A 16675-nucleotide genomic window follows, 5' to 3' on the forward strand; every position below is an offset into this window, starting at 1 on the left:
ATCGAGCAATTTATCTTTAAATAATATATGGTACTCGCTTCCGAATAGTTACATAATTTCGAATGAAAGTAGAAGCCCTAATTAAATTGCTGATCAAATCTAGACTTAATTATTTTGCATATTTCCTCCTTTCTCTAATTTCGATATTTCTTGGTAGGTTTTCGACATTCCGACTACTGGAAAATAATCTCTGGTTACAGAAGCAGGGTAAAGTTTTTTTTTGTGACTATAGTCCAAACTATAGGTTGAATGCTGAAAAGGAAGAATCTTTTTCAGATGAGATTTTTTTTCATGGATATAGGCCTGGTGTAGGAGATATTTGTATTGATATAGGTGCAGGTTTAGGACTTGATACAAGATTAATGTCTAAGCATGTTGGAAATGAAGGAAAAGTTTTTTCCATAGAGGCCACTGAAAGAACCTTTAAGGCTTTAGAAATTTGTATTAATCAAAATAAATTAGAAAATGTAACTTCTTCAAATTGTGCAATTACCAATAGGGATGGACCTGTCAAGATTGCAGAGAATATAGGCCATCACACTGAAAACAAAATAACATATGAAGATAGTGGGAGCTTCAGTGAAGTTGAGGGTTTGACTATCGATAGTTATTTAGAGATTAACAACATTCAACTTGTGGACTACATGAAGATTAACATTGAAGGAGCAGAAAAGTTAGTCATTGAGAAATTTGATAGAATTAAAGACGTAAAAAACCTTGCAATTTCATCACATGATTTTTTAGGCAATAGAACTGGCGACCGGTCTTATTTTACTAAAGACTTAATAATTGAATTTCTAAAAAAAAATAATTTTAAATACTATAACCGAAACACTGGGGTAGATTATATAGATGGTTGGATATATGCAGTAAACAAAAAACTTATTGATTAATCTTTACAAATAAAGCTCTTAGAGCTTTCTTGTATTTTCTGCATCAGATAGCAAAACCATATAAAATTTATTTTACCTTTAAACTATATTATATGAAGTCAGTTTTTTTAGTTCATTCTTTAAGGAAAGGAGGAGCAGAAAGGCTTTTACTTGAATTAGCTTCTAATCTTAGTTGCACCTCAGTGACAGTAATTTCTTGGCTTGATAATAATGAGTTTCTAGAAGAAAAATATCAGAGAGTAGACGTTGTATCGTTGATTAAGGAAAAAGATTATAAATGGCCATTTAGTCTTTTTACATCTTCAAAAAAGCTAAGACATCACCTAGAAATATTATCTCCAGATAACGTCATTGTCTTTTCACATAGTGTCTTTTGGTTGGCTTATCTTTCAAAGTATAAGACAAAATATATCTATTCAATCCAAGGTTTTAGTCAATTATCTATCAGCAGAGGCTATAAAAAATACTTGTATAGGATGATTGATATTCTCGCTCTAAGGAATTTAAAAAGTTCCATTTTAGTTCCTACCAAAGAACTATATAAAGAATCAAAGAAATATTTTGGTCTAAACGGGAAAGATATAAAAACTATACCAAATGGTGTAGAAGTTGGATCTTTAGGCTCAAAGGATCTTGAGAGAGAAGAAATAGTCATAACAATGCTTGGTACAATCAGCGAACATAAAGGACAGCATTTAGCAGTGGATGTAATTAAAAGATTACAAGAAAAAACTCCAAATATCATACTCAATATAATTGGCGAAGGCTCCATGAAGGACGATCTCATAGCCTTAATAGAATTGAATAACTTAAGTAACAATATCAATCTGTTGGGAAGACGAGAAGATGCATTTGAGTTAATGAATCAATCAGATATATTTTTGCATTTGAGTCTATCAGAAGGAATGCCTCTGTCAGTTATTGAGGCTATGATGTGCTCTCTTCCTGTAGTAGCCTTCAATGTGAGTGGCGTTAGAGATGTAGTTAAAAATAATGGATTTTTGAGTGATTATGGAGATACTGAAGATATAGCCGCTAACATCTATGAATTGATCAAAGATGGCGAGTTGAGGAAAGATATGTCTAAACTCTCAAAGGATATTGCCTCGAGAAACTTTGATAAGAGGAAAATGCTTTCAACTTATGAAGTCTATTTGCAAAGATTGATTGAATCGAATAATTAATGTCTTAAAATGAATCTAATACATGAAAAAAGTCTTACTTACAGGAGCTGATGGTTTCATTGGATCTCATTTAGCTGAAAACTTAGTAGCTGAAGGATATGATGTCAGAGCCCTAGTGCAGTATAATTCTTTCGGTACCTGGGGATGGCTTGACTCTATTGATCCACAAACACTCGGCCAAATAGAAATAATACCTGGTGATATAAGGGATCCTTATTTTTGCACTAGTCTGATGAAGGGCTGTAATAGAGTTCTACATTTAGCTGCTCTAATTGCAATCCCTTATTCTTATACAGCACCACAAAACTATATAGATACGAATATTTCCGGAACTTGCAACTTAATGAATTCGGCTTTAAACAATGGAATAGAGAAATTTATTCAAACCTCAACAAGTGAAGTTTATGGAACCGCTCAATATGTGCCAATTGACGAAATTCATCCGCTTGCAGGACAGTCTCCCTATGCAGCATCAAAAATAGGATCTGATCAACTTGCACTTTCTTTCCATAACTCATTTGATTTACCTTTGACAGTTATTAGACCTTTTAACACTTATGGGCCGAGACAATCTGCTAGGGCAGTTATACCTTCTATTATTATTCAGTTAGCTAAGAGAAATGAGGTTTCTATTGGAGGACTGACCCCGACAAGAGACTTTAATTTTGTTTCCGATATTACTCGCGGTTTCATAGCTGGACTGGAAGCAGAAGAAGCCTTGGGTGAAGTTATTAACTTAGGCAGTAACTATGAAATATCTATTGAGGATACCGCCAAGCTCATTGCTGAACTTATGAATAAAGAATTAGAGTTTAATCAATCAGATGAAAGAATCAGGCCGAAGAATAGTGAAGTTGAAAGACTATTCTCATCTAACGAGAAAGCTAAAACTCTATTAAAGTGGGAACCAGAGTATCAAGGTGTTGAGGGATTAAAAAAAGGCCTAATTGAAACTATAAATTGGTTCTTGATTGAAGAAAATCTCAAGCTCTATAAAAGTAATATCTACAATAAATAAAGATGAAAAATCAAAAGAAAATATCTGTTATAGGAACAGGGTATGTTGGACTAGTAACTGCAGTCTGTTTTGCGAAAGCAGGGCATGAAGTTTTATGTTTTGATGTAGATAAGAAGAAAATAGCAAAATTATCAAGAGGCGAGTGTACAATTTTTGAACCTTCTTTAGAAGATTTACTCAAAGAAGCCATTAAGAAGAAAAAAATCAAATTCACTTCAGATAAAAATAAATCTGCCAATCATGGTCTTTTTCAATTTTTATGTGTTGGAACTCCGCAGTCATCTGACGGGTCACCAAATTTAAAATTTATTCGTGATGCAATTAAAGGCATAGCGGCCAATGCAAAGTCAAGAAAGATAATTATTAACAAGAGCACCGTTCCTGTAGGCATGACAGACATAGTTAGAGAGATAGTTCGCAATCAGATAAATAGTAAAGATAGTAATTTAGAGTTTGATGTAGTATCAAATCCCGAATTTCTTAGGGAAGGATCTGCTGTGAATGATTTTCTCTTTCCTGACAGAGTAGTAATAGGCACAAGTAGCAAAAATGTTGGAAAGGAAATGTCGGAACTTTATATTCAGGCCGGTATACCAAAGAAGAAGATTATCTTTATGAGTGAGAAAAGTGCAGAATTGACCAAATATGCAGCAAATGCTTTCCTCGCAACTAAAATAAGCTTTATCAATGAGATGGCTAATTTATCCGAGGCTTTAGGCGCTGATATAAAGGAAGTCTCCTCTGGAATAGGTTCAGATTCAAGAATAGGAAACAGTTTTTTAAACGCAGGATGTGGTTACGGAGGTTCTTGTTTCCCAAAAGATATAGATGCTTTAATCACCATAGCAAAACAGCAAGCAAAAAAAGAACTTAGGATACTCGAGGAAGTAAAATCCATTAATAATAATCAAAAGAAGCTACTTTTTAAAAAACTAAATAAATCTTACAAAGGAAAATTAAAAGGTTTAAAGATTGCAGTTTGGGGATTGGCTTTTAAACCAAATACTGATGATGTGCGGGAATCTCCAAGCATTGACTTAATTAAAAACCTTTTATCTTCTGGAGCTAAAGTATTTGTTCATGATCCGGAGGCAATGGATCAATTTAAAAAAATAATAAAATCACCCAACTTAAAGTACTGTAAAAAGATATCTACAACTATTCGTTCTGCAGATGCTTTACTATTAGTTACTGATTGGGAGGATTACCTTAGTTATGATTTTTCTAAAGACAATATGAAAATGAACAATATGAAGATATTTGATGGTAGATTGTGTTTAAATAAGAAAGACTTAGTAGAAATGGGATATGAATATATCTCTATAGGTATTTAAGACATGTCTAAAAGGGCTATAGTGCTTGCTGGAGGGAAAGGGACTAGATTAAAGCCCTATACAATAACTTTGCCTAAACCGTTGGTCCCTGTTGGTGACGATATGCCGGTTTTGGAGATCATCATAAGACAATTAAAATCCAATGGTTTTGATCATATAACTTTGGCTGTAAATCATATGTCTGAGATTATAAAAGCTTTCTTCGGAAACGGATCCAAATGGAACATAAAAATTGATTATTCTGAAGAAACTAAGCCGCTTGGAACTATGGGCCCACTAAAAAATATCGAAGACCTTCCCGAAAATTTCTTAGTAATGAATGGAGATATTATTACTGACCTCAATTATGCTTCTTTTTTTGATGAACATGTTCAAAACTCATCAGTTTTCACTATATCTTCTTTTGAGAGGGATGAGCAAGTTGATTATGGTGTTTTATCTACAAAAAATGGCATTCTGAATAGTTTAAGTGAAAAACCACTTGTAAAATACGAAGTTAGTATGGGCATTTATATGCTCTCAAGAGAAATTTTACGATTTATTCCAAAAGATAAAGAGTTTGGTTTTGACCAATTAATGCACTCTTTAATAGAAGACAAGAAACAAGTTCTTGTTAAACAGCATGCCGATTATTGGCTTGATATAGGCAGGCCCAGCGACTACGAGATAGCTATAAACGACTATGAATCAAAAATAAAGAAGCATCTTTTTTAGTCTTTACTTACATGACATCAATTATCACAGGCTCAAATGGGTTTATAGCTAAGAAACTTATAGAGAAGTTACACTCGACAGGTGAGGAATTTTTACCCTTGAATAGAGAAGATGGTGACCTTTCTATATGCCCTTTAGAAGATTTAATTAATAGAGAAAATGATATAAATAATTTCTACCATCTGGCAGCAAGAACGTTTGTTCCCTCTGCATGGAATAACCCTGAAGATTTTATAAAAGAAAATGTTGCCTCAACACTGAATGTTTTGAATTATTGTAGATTGAATAAACTTCCCTTAATTTATATGAGCGCTTACATTTACGGTAAGCAGGAAGTTCTGCCCATTAAAGAGAATGCAATAATCAATCCCAGCAATCCATACGCTCAATCTAAGCTCTTATGTGAAAAAATATGTAAATATTATGCTGATGTGTTCTCTTTAGATGTAACTATCTTGAGGCCTTTTAATGTATATGGTCCAGATCAAGAGAAACATTTTTTAATTCCGGAGATAGTGGGACAAATCAAATCCAGTAACAAAATAGTTGTAAACTCTTTTTATCCAAAAAGGGACTTTGTGTATATTGAGGATGTAGTTGATGCAATGACAATCGCTTCAAAGCAATTAAAAGGATTCCAAATATATAATATTGGAAGCGGACATTCTGTAAGTGTTAAAGAAATAATTGAACTTTTGGATGATCTTGTTGAAGAATCACTTGAATATGAAGAAAGAGGCCTTGAAAGAAAAGACGAAATGATGGATGTGGTGGCGGATATTTCTGCTGCCAATAAATTTCTTTCTTGGAATCCTCAGGTAAGTTTAAGAGAAGGATTAAAGAAGGTTTTATTAAAAGAAGGTATATGTACTCAAGGTTGAAAATATTTTTGAGACAAGAGTTAGATGTTTTATTTGCAGTTAACTTCTTTGATCTCATTTCCTTCCATTTAAATTTATTTAGATGCAATAGAAAGATAAGAACTAGACTAAAGACAAGATCAAAACCCTATAACTCAGATTTGATTGCTCAAGAAAAATACTTAAATTATAAATTTTGGTTGAAAGAATCACTTATCAGGTTTTATAAACTAGGTCTGCATCGCGATGAGAAAAAAACTATCCTAGATATAGGTACAGGAACTGGATATTTTCCATTTATATGTAATGAATTTTCACACGTAGGATTTTGTCTTGATGTTCCTGATAATGAACTTTATGACCGAATAACAGACTCTCTAGGATTGATTAAATTTAAAAGATACATCAACAGCTTTGAGCTCCTAAAGCTAAATACAAATGAGAGGTTTGATTTAGTTACAGCCTACATGATCTGTTTCAATAATCACAAACAAGAAAATCTTTGGAGTAATAAAGAGTGGGAATTTTTCATTTCAGATTTACAAGATAACTACTTAAAAAAAGATGGAAAAATATTATTAAACTTTAATGAGGAATCTCCTGGGATCTATTTCTCTAGCGAGTTACTTGGCTACTTCAATGGGATGAATTATGTTGTAGAAGGTAATAATATTTTGATAGAGAATCAAACCACTTAAATTAGTAATGACTAAGAAAATCATCTTGGCAGGATTTTGGAGCCATACGCACTGCGAAGAGTCCTTTAGTAAACAAATTACTGACTATGGTATGGATGTAATTCCTTTTAAGGTTTCCAACTATTTTGATACGAAATGGAACAATTTTCTAAATGCAATCCCTTTACCTATAGGAGTCGTTTTAAAGATAAACAGAGAGTTTTTGGCTTTAGTGAAAAGCAACAAAATAGATTGTGTTTTTCTTTGGAATTGTAATCATTTTTTACCTTCTACCTTAAAAGAGATTAAAGCAAGAAACATTAAGATAGTTGTTTATAACAATGATGACCCATATGGATCTGTCCTAGCGAATAAAAAGCCATGGATACATTTTTTTCAATTCTTCTGGTTTCTAAAGAGCTTATATTTTGCCGATTTAATTTTTGTATACAGACCAGTCAACATCGAAGAAGCGGCTCACTACACTAAAACCTCTTCAGAAATTAAACTATTTAAACCTTACTTTATACCGTCTGAAGATAAAATTCATACGAAAGAAAAACATTACAAACAAGATGTAATTTTTATTGGACATTATGAAGATGATAATAGATTTACTGATCTAGAATACTTATTTATTAATAATATAGACCTTAAGGTATATGGTACCGGCTGGGGGAATAGGTTTACAACTTATCAAAAATCAATCTATCCTGTTTACGGAGAAGACTATATTAATGAATTGAGAGATACAAAGATTTGTCTTAGCTTTCTATCAAAGATGAATAGAGATGTTTACACAAGAAGGTGTTTTGAAATTCCAAGCCTTGGAAAGCTCTTGCTGTGTGAAAGAACTTCAGAAATGCAAGAAATCTTCAAGGAAGATGAAGAGGCAGTTTTCTTTAGTAACAAATATGAATTACTCAAGAAAGTAGAATGGCTTCTATCTAATCCTAGTAGAATAGACCAAATTTCTGAAGCAGGATATAAAAGAGCTTACACAGATGGACATGACATAAGATCAAGATCTATCGAGATTTTAAATAACTTATAATTATGACAGCAAATACGAATCAAACTATATTAGTAACTGGCGCAGCTGGATTTTTAGGTAGCCACCTATCAGAAGAGCTTTTAAAGAAAGGCCATAAGGTCATAGGGCTAGATAATTTATCCTCTGGATCTTCAAAAAACTTAGAAAATATAATAACCCTAGAAAATTTTCAATTTATTGAACATGACATTACCGATTACATTGATATTGAATGTGGTCAAATATATAACTTGGCTTGCCCCGCTTCGCCTGTTCAATATCAAAATAATCCAATTAGCACTCTCACAACAAATGTAATAGGAACTTACAATTTACTTGAACTTGCTGTGAAGAATGAAGCAAAAATATTTCAAGCTTCAACTAGCGAAGTATATGGAGATCCTTTAGAACACCCCCAAAAAGAATCGTATTGGGGCAATGTAAATCCTATTGGCATTAGATCCTGTTATGACGAGGGAAAACGATGCGCCGAAACGCTTTTTTTTGACTACCAAAGGGAGCATAAAATTCAGATAAGAGTTGGAAGAATATTCAATACTTATGGACCAAAAATGCAATCAGAGGACGGTAGGGTTATTTCAAACTTTATTGTTCAAGCTCTAACTGGAAAGCCATTGACAGTTTATGGTGCTGGAAACCAAACAAGATCATTCTGTTTTGTAGATGATTTAATTAGAGGCTTTGTTCTCTTGATGGAAAATGACCAGTTATCTGGACCGGTAAACCTCGGAAATCCGATTGAATTTACAATGATAGAATTGGCTAAAAAAGTTATTAAATTAACTTCAAGTAATTCTGAAATAATTTTTGAAGAGTTGCCCCAAGATGATCCAAAGATGAGAAGACCGGATATTCATTTAGCATTTCAAGAATTAGGTTGGTCTCCCTCTATTTCTTTAGATGAAGGGCTTAAACAGACAATTGAATATTTTAAGGATGCAGTCTAGTTGAAAATTCTCAACATTATTCAAGGAACTCACATCGGGGGAATGGAACAGTCTTCTCTTTTGTTAATGAGAGAATTAATTTCACTAGGACATGATATATCGCTTTTATCATTAACCAAGATGGGTCTATTAAAGAAGGATTTGGAAGAGGCTAATATCAAGAGCATGGGTTTTCCTTATAAAGGGCCAGGAGGTCTTTTAGACCTTTTGAATTACAGAAGCTACATATCTTCAGAGAAGGCGGACGCTATAATGCAAACTGGCCACAGTCTTGTGGGAATGCTCTCCCTATTAGGAAGGAAGAACATACCAAAGATCTTATTTATTCACTTTCACCACCAAGGTGTTAAACCTAAATGGATATGGAAACTAATTTATTTAGTGGCAAATAGAATATTTCATCATATCTATTTTGCATCTAATTTTATAATGGACGAGGCCTTATTAATCCATCCTGAATTAGAAAAAAAATCATCTTTCTTACCAAATCCTCTTCCCACTCGTTCTATAAGGACTGAAAAGAATATATCTCATTCTCGCTCTCTATATAATATCCAACCCAATGAGTTTGTAATCGGTAATGCGGGCTGGTTAATAAAGCGAAAAAGATTCGATATCTTGCTCAGAGTGTCAGCTAAAATTAAAGAATCTTTACCTAATCTAAAAATCTTAATCGCCGGTGATGGTGAAGAGAAAGGAAATCTTGAAGAACTTGCAGATGAACTTAATATTTCAACAGATATAATCTGGCTAGGATGGCAAGAAGAATTAGAAAATTTTTATAACACAATAGACGTTATGCTATTCAATTCAGACTGGGACGCAGTAGGTCTATCTCCTTTAGAGTCGATTCAAAGAGGAATCCCAACTTATACTTCCGTTATAAATGGAGGATTGAAAGAAATCTTAACAGGAGAGTTCAGCATATTTATAGAAAACAAGCATGATATAAACTTACTGGCAAATAAAATATTAGAATCAGTATATGATAAAGAAAATCTAACGGATATAACTATGAAATGCAGAGACCATATAAATTCTATTTCTAAACCTAAAAATATAGCTGAGCAGGTATTATCAAAGTTTAAAAATCGAGGTTAAAATTTGAAAAAACTCAAGGTTGTTGCTTTAAATGATACGATGGGAGCTTATCACCATTTTCGATTAACTTGTGCTAATGATTCTTTAAATTGTAGTGCAATTCAATTTTCTTCTATAGACCATACAAATCTTTGGAGCGCTTCATCGGAAAATAATAAAAATATAACTACTCTTTTTGAAGATAAGCCAATAACTGAAGTCTCAAAAACTGAAATTAAGAATAGGTTATTCGCAGTCTTAGAACAAATAGAACCTCAGGTAATAATTTTAAGTGGATGGGATGCAACACCTTCTTTGCTTGCTCTGTCATGGGCAATGAAGAATAACACACCTACTGTAATAATTTCAGAAAGCCAAGAACATGATTTTAAAAGAAACAAAATAAAAGAATATTTTAAAAGTTTCTTATTAAGTCTGGTTGACTCAGCCTTTGTAGGTGGCGTTAATCAAAAACGTTACCTTGTAAACCTGGGATTCGATAAAGAGATTATTTTTGAAGGTTGCGATATTGTTGATAATGAATTTTTCATGCAACCTTCAGGTGAGACTGATGTAGAAAATTTAAAGCTTCCTCAAAAATATTTCTTAACTTCTTGTAGATTTGTTAAGAAAAAAAATTTAAATATTCTTATAGATGCATTTGCCGCACTAGACCGTCACTATCCTGAGTGGTCTTTAGTTCTAGCTGGTGATGGGCCCTTAAGAGAGGAACTTGAATCTTTAGTTATGAAATATAACTTAGCAAGTAAGGTTTATTTTCTTGGTTATTTAGATTACCTTGAAATGAAACATGTTTATTCAACTGCATCATGTTTTGTACTTCCCAGCACAACAGAACAATGGGGTTTAGTGATAAATGAAGCCTTGGCATCAGGAATACCTGTAATATGTTCAGAAAATGTAGGATCAGCCCCAAACTTATTATCTGGAGAGCATGTGGGTTATACCTTTAATCCTAAATCATCCGAAGATCTTTTAGATAAAATGAAAAAAATTATTATTGATTTGAAGGATACAGATTTCAATTCCACAACTAGAGAAGTTATTTCTAGGTGGGATAGAGATAAGTATGCCAAGAGTTTATCTAATGCATCTCATATGGCAATTGAAAGATATAAAAAAAGAAGTTTTTATAAAAATCTTCTACTTAAGTTATTCATACTTATAAAGCAATAACTGCATGATTCAAAAAAAAGCTATTTATATTAATGCTCCAAATATAAGACATGGAGGAGGGTTAATGCTTTTAGAGACAATCTTAGAATCGATAAATTCTCTTAACTTTTCTGCAAAAGGAAATCTAAATCACACCTTAGAAAGCAATCCTAATATTGATCATATTCATCGTAAGGGTTTTGAATTCTCAGAATCAGGATTTTCTAATTATATTTTTCCTTATCTTCGAAACAATGATCTATTAAAGGATCCAGAACAAATAGTATTATTTTTCGGAAATTTACCACCCGTAATTAAAGTAAAAGGGATTTCTTTTCTATATATTCATAGTAAGCTTATACTTGAACCCACTTTTAAATACAAACTCACTCTCGCTACAAGATTAAGGCTTATATTCGAAAAATTTTTTATTTTTATTTTTTATAAGAATGTAGATTATATAGTTGTGCAAACTCCTTCCATGCAACAATTATCTAGTCAAATATTAAAAAAAAGACCGACAATTGAAATTCCCTTCTTTGATTTTAATTATCAAAATGAACAAAGTAATTACAAAATAAAATATGATTTCTTTTATCCGTCTTACGGTTATACCTATAAAAATCATAAGAATCTAATAAAAGGTCTTGTATTATTGTCACAAAAAGGAATATTTCCAAATTTTGTTATGGCTTTAGATTCAAAGATTGATACGGAACTCATTCAATATATTAATGATAAGATAAATCTTCATAAGTTAAATGTTCATTTAATCTTGGATGAAAGTTCTGAGAAGATGAATGAGTATTATCTATCTTGTAAAGCTCTTGTTTGGCCTTCATTGACTGAATCATTTGGCATACCTTTAATAGAAGCTTCTAGACATCGAAAGGATATACTGGCCTCTGATTTAGATTATATTCATGATATTTTAGAAATTAAAAAAGAGTATTGTTTTGATCCTAATAGTTCTTTATCTATAGCTGAATGCTTAAATAACTATCTTTCTCAATATGAAAATAAAGAAACAAATCATAAGATTAAGATTAAAATTTTTTCTGGGAAAGAATTTATTCAAAAGCTATTTTTAATTGTCTCGAGGAGGACAATATAAACTACACTTATGAAAAGTTTCATTATTAAGAAAGATTTTATTGATCCCTCAATTCTCAATAAAATTAATGATGATGTGTTAAGTCAATTAGATATCTTTTTAGCGAGTGGGGTAAAACTAGGTGGACAGAATTATGGGCACTTAAACGCAACCATTGGTAGTTATGCTAAGACTCTTTTAGAAACGATACAAGAAAAAGGCTTACTCGAATTAATAGCTAAAGAATATGATTTGGACTTGAAAGACTACTTTATAAGTTGTGGATGTAACATAAATCTTCCAGGGTCAAAAAAACAACACATTCACAGAGATACAAATTTTAATGACTCCAAAATAATCATAAATATACCTCTTGTACCTGTTAATGAAAAAAATGGATCTATCGAGATCTTTCCAGGAACGAATAAATATCCTTTATCCTTTCTTGATTTTCTTCTTAAGAAAAGTAAATTTTCTCCTGAAAGAATTAACACTAATCTGGGAGATATCTTTATAAGAGACTCAAATCTATTTCATAGAGGAATGGAAAATCTCACTTTAGAACCAAGGCCTATGGTGGCCCTAACTCTATCCAAAAAAGATATTGCTACAACTGAGGAAATGGATGCTACTTTTGGTGGAGGAGAAATAGAGTTTTTAAACAATTGGTTTGAAAGTGATACCAAAGGTAGGTTTTTAGAGCATATCTATATGCATTTTCCAATTTTGAGAAGCTTAAAAAGGATAATAGCCTCTATCGTAAAAGATAAGAATCTAAGCACATGATGAATAAATTAAAATTGTTTGTATTCTATATCTTTGATTCTTTTCCGTTTATTAAGAATGCTTTAAGAATTTTTCTTGATAAACGTTATCTTTATCACTACCTGCAAGGATTGTTTACTTCCAATACTTCAAGGCATGTGCTGAAGAAACTGGAGCTCTTTTTTTATAGAGAAAGGGTAGATATTTATAAAAAGAGTACATTTCCAGAACCAAAATACAAAAATGAATTAAGCAATGATGGAGTTGTTGAGAACCCTATATATATTTCAAGAGACAAAGCACAAGAGATTAAAAATTATTTGTCACACAAGTTATGTCATGACCCTGAAGATAGAGATTCACAATATTTTAAAATTTCTGATGCTAGTTCTAATATTAAAAGAGCATATTATATGTGTGAGGATGTCGTTAAAGCACCACATGTTTTAGAAATAGCAAATGACATTACATTATTAAATTATGTAACTGAATTCTTCGGTGCCTTGCCTAGTGTAGACTATATAGGTGCCTGGTGGTCACTTCCTAATGAAAATCTATCTCTTACACAATCATATCATCGAGATATTGACACTCTTCACTCATTAAAATTTTTTGTTTATCTGACAGATGTTAATGAGAATAATGGGCCACACATATATGTTGAAGGATCTTCAAATTCTAACTTTGTCTCTTCTAAGGATAAAATGCATAGTGATAGGGAAGTCTTGGAATCCTTCTCAGCTGAAACTATGAGGAACTTAATTGGGCCAATGGGTCACTGTTTTTTAGCAGATACATTTGGTTTACATAAAGGATTGTTGCCAAAAAATTCTCCAAGACTGGTGTTACAAATTATATATTCCATTAAAAGAACACCTTTTGGCCCTAAGAAACCTTTCTTAAGTTCTGCTGAAGTTAAAAATATAAACCTCAATACACCTAGTTCAGTTATAGTTAATAAAAACATTGTAAATTGGAAGAGATAAAGCATTAAAAATGAAAATCAAAAATATTCTGATAACAGGATCTCAAGGCTTTGTTGGAAAAAATCTAATGCAACTTTTAGAGAGTCGTCAAGATATAGTAGTGCTTGAATATAATCGAGGTAACACCGAAGAAGAACTTCTTGAGAAAATAAAAATTGCAGATTATTTAATTCATTTGGCTGGGGTAAATAGGCCAATTGACCATACTGAGTTTGAGAGAGTAAATTTCGGATTAACTAAAAAGATCTTATCAATGCTTGAAGATGAAGAAAAAGATATACCAATAATATTTTCTTCATCGACTCAAGTTCTTGAAGATAATCCATATGGAAAAAGTAAGCTTAAGGCTGAAGAAGCTCTGCTCATTCAGCAAAAAAAGCAAAAAAATAAGGTTTATCTATTAAGGTTACCAGGAATCTTTGGGCAGGGGTGTAAACCAAACTACAACTCAGTTGTTGCTACCTTTTGTAATAATATTCAAAGAGACATACCAATTGAAATTCATGACCCTGGCAAAGTTCTGCAACTTCTGTATGTACAAGATTTAGTTGAATACATGGTTGAAATAATCAACAAGTTACCTGAAAAAGAAAATCCAGTTACTTTAGGACCCTTGCATGAGATATCGCTTGAAAATCTTGCTTTAATCTTAAAAGAATTTAAAAAAGGAAATTTAACTGACTTACCAATCAGTTTAGATCTACCTTTGGGAAAAGCCCTTGGCGAAACTTATAATTCTTACGTAGAACAATAGCAACAAGATTATTCAATAAGTTTGTAAAGAATTTTTTCCACAGCTATTTTTACAGTGAACCTTCTTTCAAAGAGTTCAAAGGCGTTAGCCCCTTGCTTTTTCAGTCTTTCTTTGTTTTGAATCATTGATATTAGATTCTTGTTAAATTTCTTTTTATCTCCAGAAATAGAAACTTTTCCGATATCATTCTTCTTAATGATCTCAATGATCTCATTATCTGGGTTAACGGATGCCAAGATCGGCTTAGATTGTTGTATGTAACCCATCATCTTTAAAGGAAAGTTATTACTTTTTAGTTTCTTATTGAGCGAGACTAATCCAATATCTGCATCCTTAAGAATACTTAAATAGCTCTTTTGATCAACTTCTTCTAACAATCTAACATTCCTAAACTTTCTTTTTTTTATTAAAGACTTGATATTACTTAATTGATGGCCACTTCCTATAAGTGTTAGGAAAGCTTTTCCCTCCAGAGCAGAATCATCAAGGTCATCTAGAAGGGAATACAAGTCTTGAGCATCAGCCATATTCCCGCCATAGATTATATTAATAAGTCCCTTTGGTAGCGGAGAGGAGTCATGACTTGCTATTTTATCAATGTCTAAAGAAGAGCCCCAGTTGTCTAAGACTTCAAGATGAGTATTGGCATCAAGATAATTCTTAAAGTAATCCAGATCCTTAATAGATTCTATGCCTATAAAGTCTACAGATTTATAAAGTTTGATCTCTTCTTTTCTAAAGAACCTGAATAAAAGACCTTCTTTTAAGATTCCTGCATCTAAAAGCCATTTAGGGAAAATATCCCTTACTATTAAGTAGGCCTTTATTCGATATTCATTTTTTAACCAAATTATAGCTTTGTGGTAAAAAATAGAAGGAGAAAAGCATATCATTCCATCAATATTATCAGTATCAATAATTTTTAAGCCCTTAATTATTGAAGAAGAATACCTTAGCTCAGAAAGAAGTCTGCCAATCATTCCAAATTTTCTCAATTTAGACCTTAATCTTATAATCGTTATCGACCCATTTTTTTCCTTGGTCAAGAAGTCATTTTGATTTTCATTAAATGTAATGACAATTGCTTCATGCCCTAGTCTTGTAAGTTCATTAGCTAAATCTTTTATAACTATGGAACCTGATTTAATAGTCGGATAGTAGTAATCACTAAATAGTACAATTTTCATCTTTTATTATTCAAAGCCACTTTTAAAGTATTATCTTAAGATTAAACAAACCTCATTCTTGGTTGTACAAGAGAATTAAGAACAATAAGTTTATAATATATAAGATGATTATATTGGTAATAATTGAATCTATTATTTATGTTGAATTTGAGTGAACCAGATTGGTTTGATGAAACAGCCTTACCGCAAGATTACAGTGAAATTCCTGCAAAAATAAAGCAAGAGGGTTTTTATTGCTTAGACGGAGTTGTAAAAGACTCTTTTTTAACTTATCTGCAAGAAAATGTTAATAATCTAATTGATATCTATGGAAGAAGGTATTTTTCAATAGTTAACCCTCATAAAAGGCTAGAGAGTCAAGATGGACTAGGGCTTCCTTATTCACACATTATAGAAAATGATGAATTTAATTCTCTGTTGAAAAAGCTATCAACTGATTTTTCCATAAGTAACAAAACTAATTCCGAAAGATTTAATATTTTGAGAGTTGTAACTGGAGAAAAGACAGATGATCAATCTTTAAAATTCCACTACGATTCAACTCTTATTACGGCCCTAATACCTATTCAAATACCTGATGGAATGGATTATGAATCGGGCCACCTAGTCGTGCTTCCAAATGCGAGGAAGATTCGAAGTTCTGTACTTTTTAATATATTAGAGAAATTTCTTATTCAAAATAAATTTAGTCAAAAGGTCTTGCCTCATCTTTTCTTGAAAAGTAAAAAAAAGAAGGTACTTAATCTTAAACCGGGAAATATTTACCTTTTTTCTGGTCTTCAGACTTTACACAGTAATTTTGCGGTAAATAAGAATTATGTCAGAGCAACACTTCTATGCTTTTTTGGTAACCCTTACCCCGATTCAAAAATTTTAAACTGGGTAAAGGCAAGGAGACATAACCAAGAAGATAAAAATATAGGTGCAGATAAATCCTAAAGCTTACTAGCAAA

General features: G+C 32.1%; 17 protein-coding genes. 16 read left to right on the top strand and 1 reads right to left on the bottom strand.

Features of this window, described 5'->3' with window-relative positions; all coding sequences use genetic code 11:
- The first annotated feature begins 245 nt into the window (after nt 1–245).
- The 15 genes from M9C83_01315 (at nt 246) to M9C83_01385 (ending at nt 14535) form a co-directional block, all read left to right on the top strand.
- Complete coding sequence (locus M9C83_01315) at nt 246–893, top strand: FkbM family methyltransferase (GenBank protein ID URQ66864.1); 648 nt, start codon at nt 246–248, stop codon at nt 891–893.
- Between the two features lie 92 nt (nt 894–985).
- Complete coding sequence (locus M9C83_01320) at nt 986–2077, top strand: glycosyltransferase (protein ID URQ66865.1); 1092 nt, start codon at nt 986–988, stop codon at nt 2075–2077.
- Nucleotides 2078–2099: 22 nt separating this feature from the next.
- The gene (locus M9C83_01325; GenBank protein URQ66866.1) at nt 2100–3095 is read left to right on the top strand and encodes an NAD-dependent 4,6-dehydratase LegB; all 996 of its coding nucleotides are present in this window, start codon (nt 2100–2102) and stop codon (nt 3093–3095) included.
- Nucleotides 3096–3097: 2 nt separating this feature from the next.
- Entirely contained in the window at nt 3098–4429 is a 1332-nt protein-coding gene (locus M9C83_01330; GenBank protein ID URQ66867.1) for a UDP-glucose/GDP-mannose dehydrogenase family protein, read from the top strand.
- 3 nt (nt 4430–4432) lie between these two features.
- Nucleotides 4433–5143: a sugar phosphate nucleotidyltransferase gene (locus M9C83_01335; GenBank protein ID URQ66868.1), complete on the top strand. Its 711-nt coding sequence runs from the start codon at nt 4433–4435 to the stop codon at nt 5141–5143.
- Between the two features lie 11 nt (nt 5144–5154).
- Nucleotides 5155–6024: an NAD(P)-dependent oxidoreductase gene (locus M9C83_01340; protein URQ66869.1), complete on the top strand. Its 870-nt coding sequence runs from the start codon at nt 5155–5157 to the stop codon at nt 6022–6024.
- A complete protein-coding gene (locus tag M9C83_01345; GenBank protein URQ66870.1) occupies nt 6009–6701 on the top strand; it encodes a class I SAM-dependent methyltransferase in 693 nt (230 codons plus the stop codon). Before M9C83_01340 ends, M9C83_01345 begins: the two co-directional genes overlap by 16 nt.
- 7 nt (nt 6702–6708) lie before the next feature.
- The gene (locus tag M9C83_01350) at nt 6709–7734 is read left to right on the top strand and encodes a glycosyltransferase (GenBank protein ID URQ66871.1); all 1026 of its coding nucleotides are present in this window, start codon (nt 6709–6711) and stop codon (nt 7732–7734) included.
- Nucleotides 7735–7736: 2 nt separating this feature from the next.
- Entirely contained in the window at nt 7737–8681 is a 945-nt protein-coding gene (locus tag M9C83_01355; protein URQ66872.1) for an SDR family oxidoreductase, read from the top strand.
- Nucleotides 8682–9782 (top strand): glycosyltransferase, encoded by a 1101-nt coding sequence (locus M9C83_01360; GenBank protein ID URQ66873.1) that lies wholly within the window; start codon nt 8682–8684, stop codon nt 9780–9782. It begins immediately after the preceding gene.
- A 3-nt stretch (nt 9783–9785) separates the two neighbouring features.
- A complete protein-coding gene (locus M9C83_01365) occupies nt 9786–10958 on the top strand; it encodes a glycosyltransferase (GenBank protein URQ66874.1) in 1173 nt (390 codons plus the stop codon).
- Between the two features lie 4 nt (nt 10959–10962).
- On the top strand, nt 10963–12051 hold the full coding sequence (locus M9C83_01370; GenBank protein URQ66875.1) for a glycosyltransferase: 1089 nt from the start codon (nt 10963–10965) through the stop codon (nt 12049–12051).
- Between the two features lie 9 nt (nt 12052–12060).
- Complete coding sequence (locus M9C83_01375; protein ID URQ66876.1) at nt 12061–12816, top strand: phytanoyl-CoA dioxygenase family protein; 756 nt, start codon at nt 12061–12063, stop codon at nt 12814–12816.
- A complete protein-coding gene (locus M9C83_01380; protein URQ66877.1) occupies nt 12816–13781 on the top strand; it encodes a hypothetical protein in 966 nt (321 codons plus the stop codon). The genes M9C83_01375 and M9C83_01380 overlap by 1 nt, the downstream gene beginning before the upstream one ends.
- A gap of 10 nt (nt 13782–13791) precedes the next feature.
- Entirely contained in the window at nt 13792–14535 is a 744-nt protein-coding gene (locus tag M9C83_01385) for an NAD-dependent epimerase/dehydratase family protein (GenBank protein URQ66878.1), read from the top strand.
- Nucleotides 14536–14543: 8 nt separating this feature from the next.
- Here the strand turns inward: M9C83_01385 and M9C83_01390 are convergent, their stop codons facing one another.
- Entirely contained in the window at nt 14544–15722 is a 1179-nt protein-coding gene (locus tag M9C83_01390) for a glycosyltransferase family 4 protein (protein ID URQ66879.1), read from the bottom strand.
- 123 nt (nt 15723–15845) lie between these two features.
- Between M9C83_01390 and M9C83_01395 the strand changes: the two genes are divergently transcribed.
- The gene (locus tag M9C83_01395) at nt 15846–16661 is read left to right on the top strand and encodes a hypothetical protein (protein ID URQ66880.1); all 816 of its coding nucleotides are present in this window, start codon (nt 15846–15848) and stop codon (nt 16659–16661) included.
- The last annotated feature ends 14 nt before the right edge of the window (nt 16662–16675 follow it).

The sequence above is a fragment of the SAR86 cluster bacterium genome (assembly GCA_023703575.1).
Classification (GTDB): Bacteria; Pseudomonadota; Gammaproteobacteria; order Magnimaribacterales; family Magnimaribacteraceae; genus Magnimaribacter.